At 66.3% G+C, this 14296-nt stretch carries 12 protein-coding genes; 5 read left to right on the top strand and 7 right to left on the bottom strand.

Annotation, left to right across the window (positions count from 1 at the left end; translation table 11 throughout):
- The coding region (locus RMO81_RS06950; RefSeq protein ID WP_310475082.1) for an alpha-galactosidase at positions 1-796 on the top strand (796 nt) is incomplete at its 5' end.
- A 4-nt stretch (positions 797-800) separates the two neighbouring features.
- On the opposite strand, the gene RMO81_RS06945 is transcribed toward RMO81_RS06950, so the two are convergent.
- The 3 genes from RMO81_RS06945 to RMO81_RS06935 all read right to left on the bottom strand — a co-directional run bounded on the left by RMO81_RS06945 (position 801) and on the right by RMO81_RS06935 (position 4235).
- Positions 801-2009, bottom strand: coding sequence for an acyl-CoA dehydrogenase family protein (locus tag RMO81_RS06945; protein ID WP_310475081.1), 1209 nt, complete (start codon positions 2007-2009; stop codon positions 801-803).
- Positions 2010-2079: 70 nt separating this feature from the next.
- Positions 2080-3399: an ectonucleotide pyrophosphatase/phosphodiesterase gene (locus RMO81_RS06940; protein ID WP_310475080.1), complete on the bottom strand. Its 1320-nt coding sequence runs from the start codon at positions 3397-3399 to the stop codon at positions 2080-2082.
- Positions 3400-3437: 38 nt separating this feature from the next.
- The gene (locus tag RMO81_RS06935; protein WP_310475079.1) at positions 3438-4235 is read right to left on the bottom strand and encodes a glycosyltransferase; all 798 of its coding nucleotides are present in this window, start codon (positions 4233-4235) and stop codon (positions 3438-3440) included.
- Between the two features lie 62 nt (positions 4236-4297).
- On the opposite strand from RMO81_RS06935, the gene RMO81_RS06930 reads away from it, so the two are divergent.
- The 4 genes from RMO81_RS06930 (at position 4298) to RMO81_RS06915 (ending at position 9222) form a co-directional block, all read left to right on the top strand.
- A complete protein-coding gene (locus RMO81_RS06930) occupies positions 4298-5554 on the top strand; it encodes a DUF4010 domain-containing protein (RefSeq protein WP_310475078.1) in 1257 nt (418 codons plus the stop codon).
- Positions 5555-5648: 94 nt separating this feature from the next.
- Complete coding sequence (locus RMO81_RS06925; protein ID WP_310475077.1) at positions 5649-6653, top strand: aspartate carbamoyltransferase catalytic subunit; 1005 nt, start codon at positions 5649-5651, stop codon at positions 6651-6653.
- Complete coding sequence (locus tag RMO81_RS06920) at positions 6650-7903, top strand: dihydroorotase (RefSeq protein ID WP_310475076.1); 1254 nt, start codon at positions 6650-6652, stop codon at positions 7901-7903. Before RMO81_RS06925 ends, RMO81_RS06920 begins: the two co-directional genes overlap by 4 nt.
- Positions 7900-9222 (top strand): SPOR domain-containing protein, encoded by a 1323-nt coding sequence (locus RMO81_RS06915; RefSeq protein WP_310475075.1) that lies wholly within the window; start codon positions 7900-7902, stop codon positions 9220-9222. The genes RMO81_RS06920 and RMO81_RS06915 overlap by 4 nt, the downstream gene beginning before the upstream one ends.
- Before the next feature lie 21 nt (positions 9223-9243).
- Here RMO81_RS06915 and RMO81_RS06910 read toward each other — a convergent pair whose 3' ends face one another.
- From RMO81_RS06910 to RMO81_RS06895, 4 genes are all read right to left on the bottom strand, one after another.
- Positions 9244-10941 (bottom strand): class I adenylate-forming enzyme family protein, encoded by a 1698-nt coding sequence (locus RMO81_RS06910; RefSeq protein ID WP_310475073.1) that lies wholly within the window; start codon positions 10939-10941, stop codon positions 9244-9246.
- A 165-nt stretch (positions 10942-11106) separates the two neighbouring features.
- Positions 11107-11670 (bottom strand): cytochrome P460 family protein, encoded by a 564-nt coding sequence (locus tag RMO81_RS06905; RefSeq protein WP_310475071.1) that lies wholly within the window; start codon positions 11668-11670, stop codon positions 11107-11109.
- Positions 11667-12656, bottom strand: a complete 990-nt coding sequence (locus RMO81_RS06900) for a GlxA family transcriptional regulator (RefSeq protein ID WP_310475069.1) — start codon at positions 12654-12656, stop codon at positions 11667-11669. The genes RMO81_RS06905 and RMO81_RS06900 overlap by 4 nt, the downstream gene beginning before the upstream one ends.
- Before the next feature lie 200 nt (positions 12657-12856).
- Positions 12857-14296, bottom strand: a 1440-nt coding sequence (locus RMO81_RS06895; RefSeq protein WP_310475068.1) for a DUF6537 domain-containing protein, incomplete at its 5' end; no start/stop codon positions are given.

Below are 14296 nucleotides of genomic sequence, written 5' to 3'. Positions count from 1 at the left end.
GGTGCCGATCTCCTATCTCAAATGGGATCATAACCGCGATCTGGCACCGGCCGGCGGGCTGGGCCAGGTGCGGGGGCTTTATCGCCTGCTCGCCCGCCTGCGCGCGGCGCATCCGGATGTGGAGATCGAAAGCTGTGCCGGTGGCGGCGGCCGCATCGATGCCGGCATTGCAGCCTTCACCCACCGTTTCTGGACCAGCGACAATCTCGATGCAGTGTCCCGCGCCCAAATCCAGCGCGGCTTTCAGGCGTTTTTCCCGCCCGAACTGATGGGCGCGCACGTTGGCGCCAGCCCGGCCCATGGCACTGGCCGCCGCCAAACCATGGGCTTTCGTGCGGGCGTCGCGCTGCCCGGCCATTTCGGCGTGGAGATGGACCCGGCGAAACTGCCTGAAACCGAGCGCGCCGAACTGGCCGGCTGGATCGCCTTCCACCAGCAATGGCGGCATTTGCTGCATGGGCAACAACTGGTGATGGGCGAGGGGCCGGATGGGTTGCTGTGGCAGGCCAGCGGCGATGGCGCGCAGTGGCTGCTGCTCGTCACCCGGATCGCGCCGCCGCAGGATCGTCGGCCGCAGCCACTGGCGCTGCCGTTCCTGGCCGGTGCTGGCCCGGTGACGGCCCGGCTGCTGGCCCGTGCTGGCAGCGCCCCGCACCGGGGTTTTGGTGAACCGGAACTGCTGGCGCCACTGTCAACCGACGGCGTGACCTTCCCGGCTGATTGGCTGGCCCACGCCGGCCTACCGCTGCCGCCGCTGCTGGCGGAATCAGTGGCGGTGTTTCACCTCGCCGTGTGACGCGTCAGCCGTTCCGCCGCGCCAGATATTGCCAGAGGATGCCGCGCTGAATCTCGTTGGTGCCGGCATAGATCGAACCGGCGCGGTCGTTGAGATATTTGGGCAACGCCTTGGCTGCCCACGCCGGGCCAACACCCAGCCCGTCGGCGGGCGCGGTAAAGCCGGGCACCGGGCCGCCGGGCAGCGTCAGGTGCGGCTGATAGGCTTCCACCCAGGGCAGGGCCGCTTCCACTTCCAACTCGGTCAGGCGCTGGCTGAGTTCGGTGCCCAATATCTTCAGCGCACTCGCCATCGGGCCGGGCGCGGCGCCGTTGGACAGGCCGGCGTTGAACTGCAGTTCGAGCGCATCCAGTGCCTCGATCTCGGTGCGCAAGGCCGCAATGCGCCCCGGCATCGCCAGCCCGGTTTCGGCAAGATGCACCAGCAGCGTGTCCACCCGTTTGACCAGCGACGGCGCATAGGCGTGGCCGCCGCGTTCGAATTCCATGAGATATTTGGCGACGGTCCAGCCATCATCGATGCGGCCGACGACATTGACCACCGGCACCCGCACTTCGTCGAAAATCACTTCGTTTTGCACATGCTCGCCCGACAGCGAAACGATCGGGCGCACGCTCACGCCGGGCGACTTCATGTCGATCAACAGAAATGTGATGCCCAGCTGCGGCTTTTCCAGCCGGGATGTGCGCACCAGGCAGAAAATCCAGTCCGCATAGTGCGCGTGGGTCGTCCAGATCTTGCGGCCAGTGCAGATGAAATCATCGCCGTCGCATTCCGCCTTCATCTGCAGCGAGGCGAGGTCCGAGCCCGAGTTCGGCTCCGAATAGCCCTGGCACCAGAATTCATCGCCGGCCAGCATGGGGGGCAGGAAACGGCGCTTTTGCTCGTCGGTGCCATAATGCAGCAGCACCGGCCCGCACATGCCCAGTCCCATCGGGGAGAGCGGCGGTGCGCCGGCTTCGGTGGTTTCGCGGGCAAAGATGTATCGCTTGGCCACGCTCCAGTCGCAGCCGCCGGCCTCGATCGGCCAGCTTGGTGCCACCCAACCCTTTGCGTGCAGTTTCTTCTGCCAGGCCAGCGCGACATCGGGCGGCGCATAGACGCTGGTCATGCCAGCGGCAGCCATCTTGAGCTCTGGCGTCAACTCGGCAGCGAGGAAGGCCCGCACCTCGTCACGGAAAGCCAGATCGTCAGCGCTCCAGGCCAGTTGCATCGCGTGTCTCCCTTGGCCCACTCTGGCCTGCATGGCGCATCTGCGAAACCGGCGCTTTTGGGGAGGCGGCTCAGAAGGCGGGCGGCAGGGCAGCGTCTTTCAGGGTGACGCCCAACCGCCTTGCCACCGCCGGCGCGATGGTGCGCATGTCGATCACGCCCAGATCGCGGCCAGCGGGGAGGCCATGGCCATTGGCGATCAGGCTGGAACGCATCGCCGGCACATCAGGGAAATAGCCGTGCATGCCGCGCGTGCCCGTCGCCGCGCCTTGGTCGCCAGCGAGCGCATTGCCCATCAGCCAGCCCGGCTTGCAATTCACCCAGAAGGCGGCCTCTGCCGTGCCGCCGGCCGCGGCGATGGCGGTGCTGTCCATTACCCGGTCGATGCCGGCGGCGGGATCGGCGGCAATTTGCGCCAGCACGGCGGCCACCTTGGCTTTCAGGGCCGCATCGTCGGGCCGGGCCAGCCGGATGGCAGCGCTGCCACCGGCGGTCCACGGGATGGCGTCCCAGCTGGCGATGGCACTGCCATTGTCCGTCAGGCGGATCAGCCCGGCCTTGATGAACGGCACGAACAAATTGGTGGCACGGCTGGTTGGCGCAAAGCCATGATCGGACACGATCACCACCGTGGTTTGCGGGTTTATGGCCCGTGCGGCCGCCACCAACTGGCCAACAGCGGCATCGATCCGCACCAGCACGGCGCGCGCGGCGGGCGAATCCGGCCCGGCCTCATGCTGTTCATGGTCGAAACCGGTCAGATAGACAGTGGCGAAATCCGGCTTGTGGCGGCGCAGCAGGGCGATGGCGTGCTTGGTGCGGCCTTCGTCGCCGGCAATGCTTTCGTCCTTGCCGGTGGGATAAGGGCCGGCTTCGGCAAGCGGCAGGCCCGGCGTCGAGAGAGCGGCCATCATCTTGTCGTCATCGGGCATGCCGGTGCGCCAAATCTGCGGCAGGTTGGCGGTGAGGCCAGCGACGCCCACGCTCACCGGCCAATGCACATTCACCACTTTTTGCCCGGCTTGGGCAGCCGCCTGCCACAAAGTCTCGGTCTTGATATCGCTGGCATACCAGTACCAGCCGTCGGCATTGCCGCGCAGCGGATCGAAGGTGAGATTGTTGGCGATCCCGTGCTGGCGCGGCGCCGTGCCGGTGATCAGCGTGGTGTGGCTGGGGTAGGTGACGGTGGGCAACACGCCGGTCACCGCCGCGCTCACGCCGCCAGCCGCCAAACCGCGCAGGGCCGGCAGTTCAAGGCCGTTGTCGCGGCGCTGCCATTCTTGCGGGCGCAGGCCATCGATAGCGATCATCAATACGGGTGGCGCGGCAGCGGCGGGCAGGGCGAACAGGGCGACGACGAGGGCGACGAGGAGGGCGAGGACAGGTTTCATGTTTCGGCCATGCCGCAGCCATGTTGCAGATACGTGACCTACTCCCAATCCCGCACCCGCAGGCCGGCTTCGAACATGCCCCGTGCGCGCAGGCGGGGGCTGAGAAAGCGGTAGAAAAACCAGTCCTTCACCGCATAGGGAGTGAGGGCATAGAGCAGGCGTTCGGTGAGATTCCAGCGCACATGGCCCTTTTGCGTGCGGCGCGGCGCCGGCCAGCAGACATGATCGGCGGCATGGGTGAGGCGGCCGACTTTCAGGACGCGGTGGATCAGTTCGTGATCATAAAGCACGAACGGCCAGTCATCGCTTTTGGGGCCACCGCAGGCGACCAGCGGCGCGATCCGGAAACATTGGCCAAAGGTGCCGGTGTGGCCCTGGCCGGTCAGCAGGCTGGCGGTGAGTGCCATGCGGTGCCGGATGATGCGGTTCTTGAAGCTGTCGAAGGGGCCGTAAATGTCGAAGGCCTGCACGCCGACGGTTCGCTGGTTGGCGCCGAGCAAGGCATCGGCGCGGCTGATATAGTGTGGCGGGTAGAAGGTATCGGCATCCCAGAAGGCGATGTTTGCCGCGCCCAGTTCCTCCGCGATGGCCAGCCCGCGGCGCAGCGCAAACGTGTGGCCCTGATTGGTTTCGGTCACGAGGCAAGCGCGCGGCTGCCCGGCAATCGCGTCGGCGACGATCTGCGGGCTGGTATCGGTGCTGGCGTTGTCGACGCACACCAGCATGATGTCGTCACGGTCCTGGCGCAACGCGGCTTGCACGGTGGGCGCGATGAAGTTCGCCTCGTTGTAGAAGGCGATGACGATAACCCATTTGGGGCGGAACGCGTCTTGCATGGCCCTTGCCTTACGGTGCGCCTGCTTGACCGGCAAGCGCTGCACCGCCACGCTGGCGGGTGATGCTGGAAAATGCCGATCTGGCGCGGCTGGTGATGCCGCTGGCCATTGGCCTGTTGATCGGGCTGGAACGCGGCTGGCAACAGCGCACGGCCCGGCCTGGCAGCCGGGTGGCGGGCCTGCGCACCTTTGGCCTGTTCGGGCTGATTGGCGGGCTGGCCGGCTTTGTTGCCGATGCCGCGGCCGGCTGGGCGGTTTCGGCGGTGCTGCTGTTTGCCGGCTGTGCGCTGGTGATCATCGGCTATCGGCGCGACAAATCCCCCAGCGCCACCACCGAAGCCGCGGCCCTGGTGACTCTGGGCCTGGGCTGGCTGGCCGGGCATGGCCTGCCGGTGCCGGCGCTGGCGCTGGCCGTGGTCACGGCGTTTCTGCTGAGCCAGCGGGCGCGGCTGCATGGCTGGATCGAAGGGCTTTCCGAAGCCGATTTCCACGCCGTCGTGCTGTTTGCAGTGATTGCCGGCGCACTGTGGCCGGTGCTGCCGGATCGTGCCGTGGGGCCGATGAACGCCTGGAACCCGCGCGAATTGTGGCTGGTGGTGGTGCTGGTGTGCGCCATCGGTTTTGCCGGCTATGTGCTGGGCAAGCGCCTGGGGCCGGGACGCGGCCTGCTGGTCACGGCCGGCGTGGGCGCGATCTACAGCAGCACGGCGGTAACGGCGTCGCTGGCGCAGCGTATCGGCCCCGAACCGGAAAGCCGCCCGCGCCTTGCGGCCGGCATCGCCATTGCGTCGCTGGTGATGTTCGTGCGGGTGGGCCTGTTGGTTGGCCTGCTGGTGCCGTTTGCGTTCGCCGGCTTTGCCCGGGTGGTGGGCCCGGCGGCGCTGGTGGCGCTGGTGCTGGCCTGGCTGCTGGCACGGCGAGCGGCAGCGGCCCCGGCCGGCACAGCGCCCAGCGGCAACCCGTTCGCACTGCTGCCGGCGCTGGGCTTTGCACTGCTGGTGGCGCTGGTGCAGCTGGCCGTGCACTGGATGCAGGCCCGTTATGGGACAAGCGGCGTGGCCCTCACCCTGGCGCTGGCCGGCGCCATGGACGTTGATGCCGCTATCGTCGCCCTGCGTGCCCTGCCGCGCGCCAGCATCGCGCCGGAACTGGCCGGGGCGATCCTGGCGCTGCCGGTACTGCTCAACACGCTGCTGAAACTGGGTGTGGTGCTGGTCACTGCCGGGCGCGCCGGCGGCCAGGCGGGCCTGTCGCTGGCGCTGGCGGCGCTGGCGATGCTGCTGGGATTTGCCCTCGCGGTGCCGGCGATGCTTCCATGATTGTCGCTGCCGCCCGCAGCCAGCCCGGACTGGCGCGATTGATTCCGTCTGCACGGGTTGATTGGCACCGGCCATGCCATTAGGGGTGGGCTTCATGGCGCGCACCCCTTCTCACCCCGCACTTGCAGACGGCGCGCACCCGTTCCCGCACGATCATCTGCTCGGCATCGCGCACCTGAAGCCGTGGGAAATCGCCTTTCTTCTGGATGAAGCCGAACAGTGGGTGGAAATGAACCGCGCCCGCTCCGCCAAACGCGATGACCGTTTGAATGGCCTCACCCAGATCAATGCCTTTTTTGAAAACTCCACCCGCACGCTGCTCAGCTTTGAAATCGCCGGCAAACGGCTGGGGGCAGACGTCGTCAATCTCGGCATCTCCGGCTCCAGCGTGAAGAAGGGCGAGACGCTGCTCGATACCGCGCTGACCCTGAACGCCATGCACCCCGACATGATCGTGATCCGTCACGGATCGTCCGGCGCGGTGCAGCTGATTTCGGAAAAGGTCGATTGCCCGGTGCTCAACGCCGGCGATGGCCGCCACGAACACCCGACGCAGGCGCTGCTCGACGCGCTCACCATTCGCCGCCGCAAAGGGCGTATCGCCGGGCTGCGCGTGGCGATCTGCGGCGATATCCTGCACAGCCGGGTGGCCCGTTCCAACTTCCAGTTGCTGGCCAGCCTGGGTGCCGAAGTGCGCGCCGTTGCCCCGCCGACATTGCTGCCCGACGGGCTTGATGGCTATGCCGTGCAAAGTTTTACCGACATGGATGCCGGCCTTGCCGGCGCCGACGTGGTGATGATGCTGCGCCTGCAGACCGAACGGATGGAAGGCGCCTATGTGCCGTCGCCGCGTGAATATTTCCGCTTTTACGGCCTCACCGAAGCCCGGTTGGCCCAGGCCGCGCCCGATGTGCTGGTCATGCACCCCGGCCCAATGAACCGCGGCGTGGAGATCGACGGCGCGATTGCCGACGATATCGCCCGCAGCGCTGTCACCGAACAGGTGGAAATGGGCGTGGCCGTGCGCATGGCCTGTCTTGATGTCCTCACCCGCAAACGGCGCGGTGTGCCAATAAAACCGGGGGAGGGTTGGGTATGACGCCCAGCGCCCCCATCGCCCTGACCGGCGCCCGCGTCATCTGCCCGGCCACGGGCCACGACGGCATCGCCACCATCGTGCTGAAGGATCGCAAGGTCGCCGGCATCGGCCAGAGCGAGCCACCGTCCGACGCCACGGTGATCGACGCGCGCGGGCTGGTGGTGGCACCGGGGATCATCGATGCCGGCGTGTTCAAGGCCGATACCGCGGCCGCCAATGCCGGCGGCATCACCCGCATGGTGCTGATGCCGGATCAATCGCCACCGCTGGATGAACCGGCGCTGGTCGCCTATGCCCAAGGCTCTGGAAAGCCCGATGTGTGGGTTCACCCGCTCGCCGCCGCCACGCGCGGGCTGCAGGGCGAGGAACTGGCCGAAATCGGGCTGGCCAAGGCGGCTGGCGCTGTTGGTGTCGCCACCGGCCGCCACGCGATTGCCGATGCGCGCGTGATGCATCGCCTGCTCGCCTATGCCCACGGCCATGGCCTGACGGTGGTGAGCCACGCCGAAGAATCCGCGATCACCGCCGGTGCCGTCGCCACGGCCGGCGAATATGCCACCCGCCTTGGCCTCGCCGCGGCACCGGCCTTTGCCGAAGCGCTCGCCATCAGCCGCGATTGCCGCCTGGCCGAAGCGACCGGCGCTGCCCTCCACATCCGCCAGGTCACCACCGCCGAAGGGCTGGCCGTGCTCGCCGCCGCCCGGGCACGCGGTGTGGATGTGACGGCCGGCATCACGCCCGCGCACCTGTTCCTCAACGATATGGCTGTCTCCGGTTTTCGCAGCTTTGCCCGCCTGTCGCCGCCGCTGCGCGACGAACGGGATCGGTTGGCGGCCATCGAGGGCGTACGGGCCGGCCTCATCGATATTCTCGCCTCCGGCCACGATCCGCAAAGCCAGGAAAACAAGCGCCAGCCCTTTGCCGATGCGCGCGCCGGGATGGCGGGTGCGCAAACCCTGCTGGCGCTGGGGCTGGGCCTGGTGCGCGACGAAGTGATCGATTTGCCGCGCCTGGTGGCCATGCTCAGCCTGAATCCGGCCCGACGCTTTGGGCTTGTCGCCGGAACGCTGCAACTTGGCGCACCGGCAGACCTTGTGGTCTTTGACGAAGCCGCCCCCTGGCGTATCGATGGGCGGAAATTTCACGGAGCCGGCAATACGCCATTTGATGGTGTGCCCACCGCCGGCATCGTGCGCATGACAATCAAGGGCGGAGAAGTTGTTTGGCAGGACGGGGTTTGGCGAGCGTGAAGCTGATTGGTGCATTGCTGGTGCTGGCCCTGGTGGCCGGTGATCCGGCGCTCGCCGCTCGCAAGAAGAAGAACAATAAGGGTCGCTCCGGCCGCGCTGTGGCCGCCGCCCCGGCCCGCGTGACGCCGCCACCAGCTTCTGTGCGCCAGGGCGTTGAACTGTGGCGCGCCAGCAAGTGGGATGCTGCCGTTTCGATGTGGCAGCCCTTTGCGCAGGATGGTGATGCCGATGCCATGTTCAACATGGGCCAGGCCTATAAACTCGGCCGCGGCGTCGCGCTCGACAAGGCCATTGCCAGCGACTGGTATCGACGCGCCGCCGTGAAGGGCCATCTGCCGGCCCAGGCCAATCTGGGCATCCTGCAATTCCAGGCCACCGAAAAGGCCGAAGCCGTGCGCTGGCTGAAGGCCGCGGCCGACAAGGGCGAAATGCGCGCCCAGTATGTGCTGGGCATCGTGCACTGGAACGGCGATGGCGCCATGAAATCACTGCCGCTGGCCTATGCCTATCTGGTGCGCGCCGCTGCGCAGGGCCTGCCCGAAGCCACCAAGGCGCTGAACGAACTTTCGCAGGTGATCCCGCCGCTTGACCGTGCCAACGGCTGGCAGATTGCCACCGCCCTGGCCAACGGCAACGGCGTGCCTGCCCAGTTCCAGCCCGGCATCCAGCCGCCACCGCTGTTGCCCGTCACCACGCCGCCGCCGCCGGTGGTGGTGGCCGCTGCGCCCGCCCCCGCTTCTGGCGCCGCTTCTGGCACCAGCACCGCCGCGCTGAACGCCGCCGCGCTGAAAGCTGCTGCCGACGCCGCCGGCGAAGGCGACACCGAGGAAACCCAGGACGCAGCGCCTGCCGCCGAGCCCATGCGCCAACCCGCTCCGGCCGCCGCCACCCCGCCGTTCGCCCCGCCCACTGCGCGCCCTTCGCGCCCAGTTGACAGGGCCGCCGAAGCTGCCGCCGAAAAGAAAGCCGCCGCTGCCGAAGCTGCTGCCGAAAAGAAAACCGCCGCTGCCAAAGCGGCCGCCGACAAACGCGCCGCCGAAAAGAAACTCGCTGCCCAGAAGGCCGCCGAAGCCGCCAAGGAAACCGGCTGGCGCATCCAGCTTGGCACCTATCCCAACCAGAAAACCGCCATGCAGGCCTGGACCAAACTTGCCGCCGCCAACAAAAAGGCAACCAAGGGCCTGCACCCGACCATCGGCAAATTCGGCGGCAATTTCCGCCTGCAAGTTGGGCCATACCCCACCCGTGACGAAGCCCGCGACGGCTGCAAGACGCTGGAAATCGGCAAGAACGGCTGCTTCGCGCTCAATATCGATTGAGGGTGCGTCCCACGAAGTCCATCACGCCGCGGGCAGATCCTTCGCCAACCGGTCGCGCAACTCGCGGCGCAGGAACTTGCCGCTGGCGTTGCGCGGCAGCGGTTCGGCCATGAACCAGATGTGGCGCGGCACCTTGTAATTGGCGATCAAGCCGCCGACGAAACTGCGCAGCGCCGCCTCGTCCAGGCTCTCGCCGGGCTTCAGCACCACGGCCACGGCCACCTCCTCACCCAACCGGTGATCAGGCACGCCGAACACGCAGCATTCGGCCACCGCAGCATGGCGGTAGATGGCGGCTTCAACTTCCGCGCAATAAACATTCTCGCCGCCGCGCAGCACCATGTCCTTCTTGCGATCGACGATGAAGATGAAGCCGTCGGCATCGATGCGGGCCACGTCGCCTGTGTGCAGCCAGCCATCGGTGATCGAAGCGGCGGTCGCTTCCGGCCGGTTGATATAGCCCTTGATGACGGCGGCGCCCTTCACCCACAACTCACCAATCTCGCCCGGTCCCACCATGTTGCCGGCGTCATCAACGCATTTGGCTTCAAAACTGGGCATGGCAGGCCCGGCGCTATCGGGCTTGTCGACAAAGAAATCGCCGGAGACGGACGTGATGATCCCGCAGGTCTCGGTCATGCCATAACCGGTGCCGGGGCGCGCGCCAGCCACCTTGTCGTCGATCTTGTGCACCAGATCCGGCGGCACCTGGGCGCCGCCGCCCGACATCGCCGTCAAGCTCGACACATCGGCAGTGGCGAAATCCGGGTGGTTGATCAACTCGCGCGCCATCACCGGCACACCGCCGATGGAGGTGACGCGCTCCTGCGCGATGATGCGCAGCGCCTCGCCAGCGTCCCAGCGATACATCAGCACGATGGTGCCGCCCGCCGCTGTCACGGGATAGGCACCGCAATTGTTGGCGGTGACATGGAACAGCGGCGTCGTCAGCAGCGCCACTGGCACTTGTGCCACAGCGGGCGGCTCCACCCCCTTGGCCCGCTGCATCGCCAACGCCGTCGAGGCCGCAGAATACAGCAAGTTGAACAAATTGGTGACACAGCCGCGATGGGTGAGCTGCGCGCCCTTGGGAAAACCCGTCGTGCCCGATGTGTAGAAGATGCAGGCATCTGCATCGGGATCGATCGCCACATCGGGCATGGCGCCGCCGTGCGCCAGAACATCGGTGTAAGGCGCAACCCCCGGTTCGGCCCCGCGCAGCCGCACGCCCACGAGGAGAAGGCCAGCCGGCGGTGCAGCAATCTCCCGATAGCGGTCGAGCCGCTCGGCATCGAGGAACATGGCCTTGGGCGCGGAATCATCGAGCGCGTAGGCCATCTCCTCAGGCGTCCACCAGGCGTTCATGCCAACAACGGCGATGCCAGTCGAAACGCAGGCCCAATAGATCAGCAGCCATTCCGGATAGTTGCGCATGGCAATCGCCACCCGGTCGCCCGGCCCGATCCTCTGCGCCGCCAGCCACGCCGCGATGGCATCCACCCGGGCATGCGCCTCGCCATAGGTCAGTCGCTCATCGCCATAAACCAGATAGGTCCGATCAGCGAACGCCGCCGTCGATCGCCACAAGGCCCGCACATCGGGCAGCGCATGGCGGTACGCCCGCACCATGATGCCACCCACCGCAATCGGAGCAATCTCGAACGCCCCCCCAGCCCCCGTCAATTCCTCCCGCGCCTGCGCCAGCTCAGCGTAATGCATAACCCTCCCCAGAGTTTCGTTCCTGGCTGACGGTGATACACGCGATCTGGCGCCCGGTAAGCTATCTAGAGCCATCGGATGGAACGCCGCCTGCCGCCAAAATCACGGGCACGGCGGTTCTGTCAAAAGGGGCAGTGCCGCCGAAATCCGGCGAACCCTGATCCGCTATTTGCGCCGATCGAACGTGCCCGCCTTGATCGCGATTGGCCTGGCGGTGGGATAGAATTGCACGAATGTGGTTTGTACGGCCCCATGGGTGATGTGGCAGCTATAGCAGCTTGTGTTTGCCGGCAGCACCTTTGCCGGCTTGTCAGCCTCATGGATGAAGAAGCCCCAGCCCGTCTTGAAACGCTTTGAATCGCGAACATGCACTTCCAGATCAAAGCGCTCCTCGGTCTGGAAGATGCCGGATTTGTTGATCGAACCCTTGCTGCTGCCGACCCGGCTTTCCTTGACAAACGTTGTGCCTTCCGGCCAGCGGCCGGTCTTCTTGAACGCCTGCCACGACACCGGATCGACAAAGACATTGTCGACCATCGCATGATCCATGCCGATTGGCGTCTCGCTGTAGTTCATGTTGACGCCGGATGAGAGGAACACCCATTCGCGGTAATCCTTCGGCGCGATCAGTTCGCCGGCGGCGTTGTATTTTGGCGCCGCCAGCGCGTTCGTCGCGTCAAGCAGCAAGAACAGTGGCGACAGCAGCATGGCTGCAGTGGAAATCGTCATGGGGAGGTCCTTTCAGAAAAGCGGCGTCCAGCCGTGAAATGCGCGCGATAATCGCTGGGCGGCAGGCCGAATTGCCGTTCAAAGGCGCGCCGGAAGCTGTCGTCGCTGGCAAAACCGTTGGCGGCGGCGATTTGCTTCATCGTCGCGCCGGTGCTGGTGAGTTGCTGGCGCGCCGCATCAAGCCGCAGCATTTCAACATAGGCAGCCGGCGTCATGGCAAAGCTGTCTTGAAAGGCCCGGCTGAATTGCCGTGGGCTGAGCGCCACCCTGCTGGCGAGCGCAGCCACCGACAGGTCGGCGTGCAGATTTGCCACTATCCAGCCGGCCAGATCGGCAAAGCGATCACCAGCGCGCGATTGCAGGCGCAGCGGCTCCGAATATTGCCGCTGGCCGCCGGCACGCTTGAAATAGACAACAAGGTCACGCGCCACGCTTATGGCGAGGCCAGGGCCAAAATCTTCCTCGATCAAGGCCAAGGACAGGTCGATGGCGGCGGTAATGCCCGCCGAGGTGTAAAAGCGCTCATCCTTGATGAAAATCGCATCCGGTTCGAGGCAAAGCGCCGGAAATTTCGCTGCTACGGCACGGGCGTGGCCCCAATGCGTCGTCACCCGGCGCCCGTCGAGCAAACCGGTCGGCGCAAGGCCGTAGATTCCGGTGCACACCGACACGATGCGCCGCACGTTCGGGGCGCAGGCGCTTACCACGCTGGCCACACGGTCTGCGGTATCGCCGCGCCGCAGGCCTTCGCCGCCGGCGATGATCAACGTGTCGAGCCTGTCCGCAGCGGCCAGCGCGCCATCAGGCATGATCCGCATCCCCGCTTCGCTGGTGAACGGCGCGCCATCGATACCCAATATGGTCACGGCATAGGCACCGGGCCGGGCCTGGTTGGCGGCACCAAAGGCATCCAGCGGCCCGGTCAGATCAAGCGTCTGCACGCCGTCAAAACCGACCAGTCCGATCCGCAAGGGTGCTTCTGTCATTCCGATATCCACAGGCAGCGACGTACACCGCGAGCAATACGACAGAAACGCCGTTCATCCGACAATTTCGGACATTCGCGGCGGCGCAGCCGGCCCGTCAGGCCAAAGGCTTTGCACGACCGATCTTGGGCGCGACGTGAAGCAACCGGGGGCAGGGGTTATGGCCCTGCCCCCGGGGGCTGCAACTGGACTTCCGTAATTCAGGCCGCCGCTTGCGCCGCCAGCCCCGGCCATTTCGCCCACAGGGCGGTGCGGCGGGTGGCCACCTCGTCCCGCGCCTTGGCTTTGACCGGGCCAAAGCCGCGAACGTCCATCGGGAGTTTGGCGATGGCGAGTGCGAGGCCGATGTTGGCGGGGTTCAAGTCGGTGAGCAAGCGCTCGATGTCGGCTTCGTATGCGGCGATGTCGGTGCGTTCGTGGCGGCGTTCTTCGCTGTAGCCGAAGACATCGAGCTTGCTGCCGCGCAGGCCTTTGGCTTTGGCGAGCAGGGCGAAGGCCTTGAAGATCCACGGGCCAAAGCTGATTTTCCTGGGGCGGCCGGTGGCGGGATCGATGCGGGTGATCAGCGGCGGGGCGAGCAGCACGCGCGGTTTGCCGCCGGCGAATTGGGCGGCATATGCGGCTTCGAAGCGGCCATCCGAATAGAGGCGGGCGACTTCATATTCGTCCTTGTAGGCCATCAGCTTGTAGAGGCTTTTGGCCACCGCTTCGCCGAAGGCGTCGCCACCTGCGGTGCGGGCGCGTTCCACCTGGGCCTTGAAGCGGGCGGCGTAGGCGGCGTCTTGATAGAGGATCAGATCGGCTTCGCGCTTGGCGATCATCTCGTCCAGCGTGGTGGCCGGCGGTTCCGGCTGCGGGCCACGCGTGGCTTCGACCAGCGCCAGCACCTGATCGGGGCGGGTGGCGAGCAGGCGGCCCAGCGCAAAGGCCTTCTTGTTGAAGGGAATGGCGACGCCGTTGAGTTCGATCGCGGCTTCGATGCTTTCGCGCTTCAGCGGGATCAGACCCTTTTGCCAGGCATAGCCCATCAGCAGGATATTGCTGCCGATGGCATCGCCCAGCAGGGCGGTGGCGACGGTATCGGCGGCGATGAAATCGCAGGCGTTGGGGTTTGATGCCTTGCGGATGGCGCGTTCGACGCTGGCGCTGTGGAAATCGAAATCGCGGTTGCGCACGAAATCGCTGGTCGGCGCGATATCGGCGTTGGCCACCACGGCGGTGCGATCGGGCACCATCAGCGTTTGGGTTGGCTTGTCGGCGGCGACCACGGCATCGCAGGCCAGCACGACATCGGCGCTGCCGGCCATGATGCGCGGGGAAAGCAGGCCATCGTTGGTCTGTGCAATGCGGACGTGGCTGTAGACCGCGCCGCCCTTCTGGGCGAGGCCGGCCATATCGGCGGTGGTGCTGGCCAGGCCCTCGATATGCGCCGCGGTGCCAAGCAGCGCCGACACAGTGAGCACGCCGGTGCCGCCGATGCCGGTGACCATGATGTTATAGCCATGGCCGGGCGCCGGGATCACCGGATCAGCCAGGTTGCCCACATCGAATTCCGCCTTGGATTTCTTCACTTCGGCATCGTCCACCGTCACGAAGCTGGGGCAGAAGCCTTTGACGCAGCTGTAATCCTTGTTGCAGCT

This window comes from Sandarakinorhabdus sp., assembly GCF_031422795.1.
In the GTDB taxonomy this organism is placed as follows: Bacteria; Pseudomonadota; Alphaproteobacteria; order Sphingomonadales; family Sphingomonadaceae; genus Sandarakinorhabdus.
This window is presented reverse-complemented; position numbering and strand designations above follow the sequence as displayed.

Excerpts from the sequence above, each read along its gene's own strand:
- RMO81_RS06905 (WP_310475071.1), bottom strand. The coding sequence starts at position 11,670 with ATGACGATTTCCACTGCAGCCATGCTGCTGTCGCCACTGTTCTTGCTG.
- RMO81_RS06935 (WP_310475079.1), bottom strand. The coding sequence starts at position 4,235 with ATGCAAGACGCGTTCCGCCCCAAATGGGTTATCGTCATCGCCTTCTAC.
- RMO81_RS06945 (WP_310475081.1), bottom strand. The coding sequence starts at position 2,009 with ATGCAACTGGCCTGGAGCGCTGACGATCTGGCTTTCCGTGACGAGGTG.
- RMO81_RS06940 (WP_310475080.1), bottom strand. The coding sequence starts at position 3,399 with ATGAAACCTGTCCTCGCCCTCCTCGTCGCCCTCGTCGTCGCCCTGTTC.
- RMO81_RS06900 (WP_310475069.1), bottom strand. The coding sequence starts at position 12,656 with ATGACAGAAGCACCCTTGCGGATCGGACTGGTCGGTTTTGACGGCGTG.
- RMO81_RS06920 (WP_310475076.1), top strand. The coding sequence starts at position 6,650 with ATGACGCCCAGCGCCCCCATCGCCCTGACCGGCGCCCGCGTCATCTGC.
- RMO81_RS06930 (WP_310475078.1), top strand. The coding sequence starts at position 4,298 with ATGCTGGAAAATGCCGATCTGGCGCGGCTGGTGATGCCGCTGGCCATT.
- RMO81_RS06925 (WP_310475077.1), top strand. The coding sequence starts at position 5,649 with ATGGCGCGCACCCCTTCTCACCCCGCACTTGCAGACGGCGCGCACCCG.
- RMO81_RS06910 (WP_310475073.1), bottom strand. The coding sequence starts at position 10,941 with ATGCATTACGCTGAGCTGGCGCAGGCGCGGGAGGAATTGACGGGGGCT.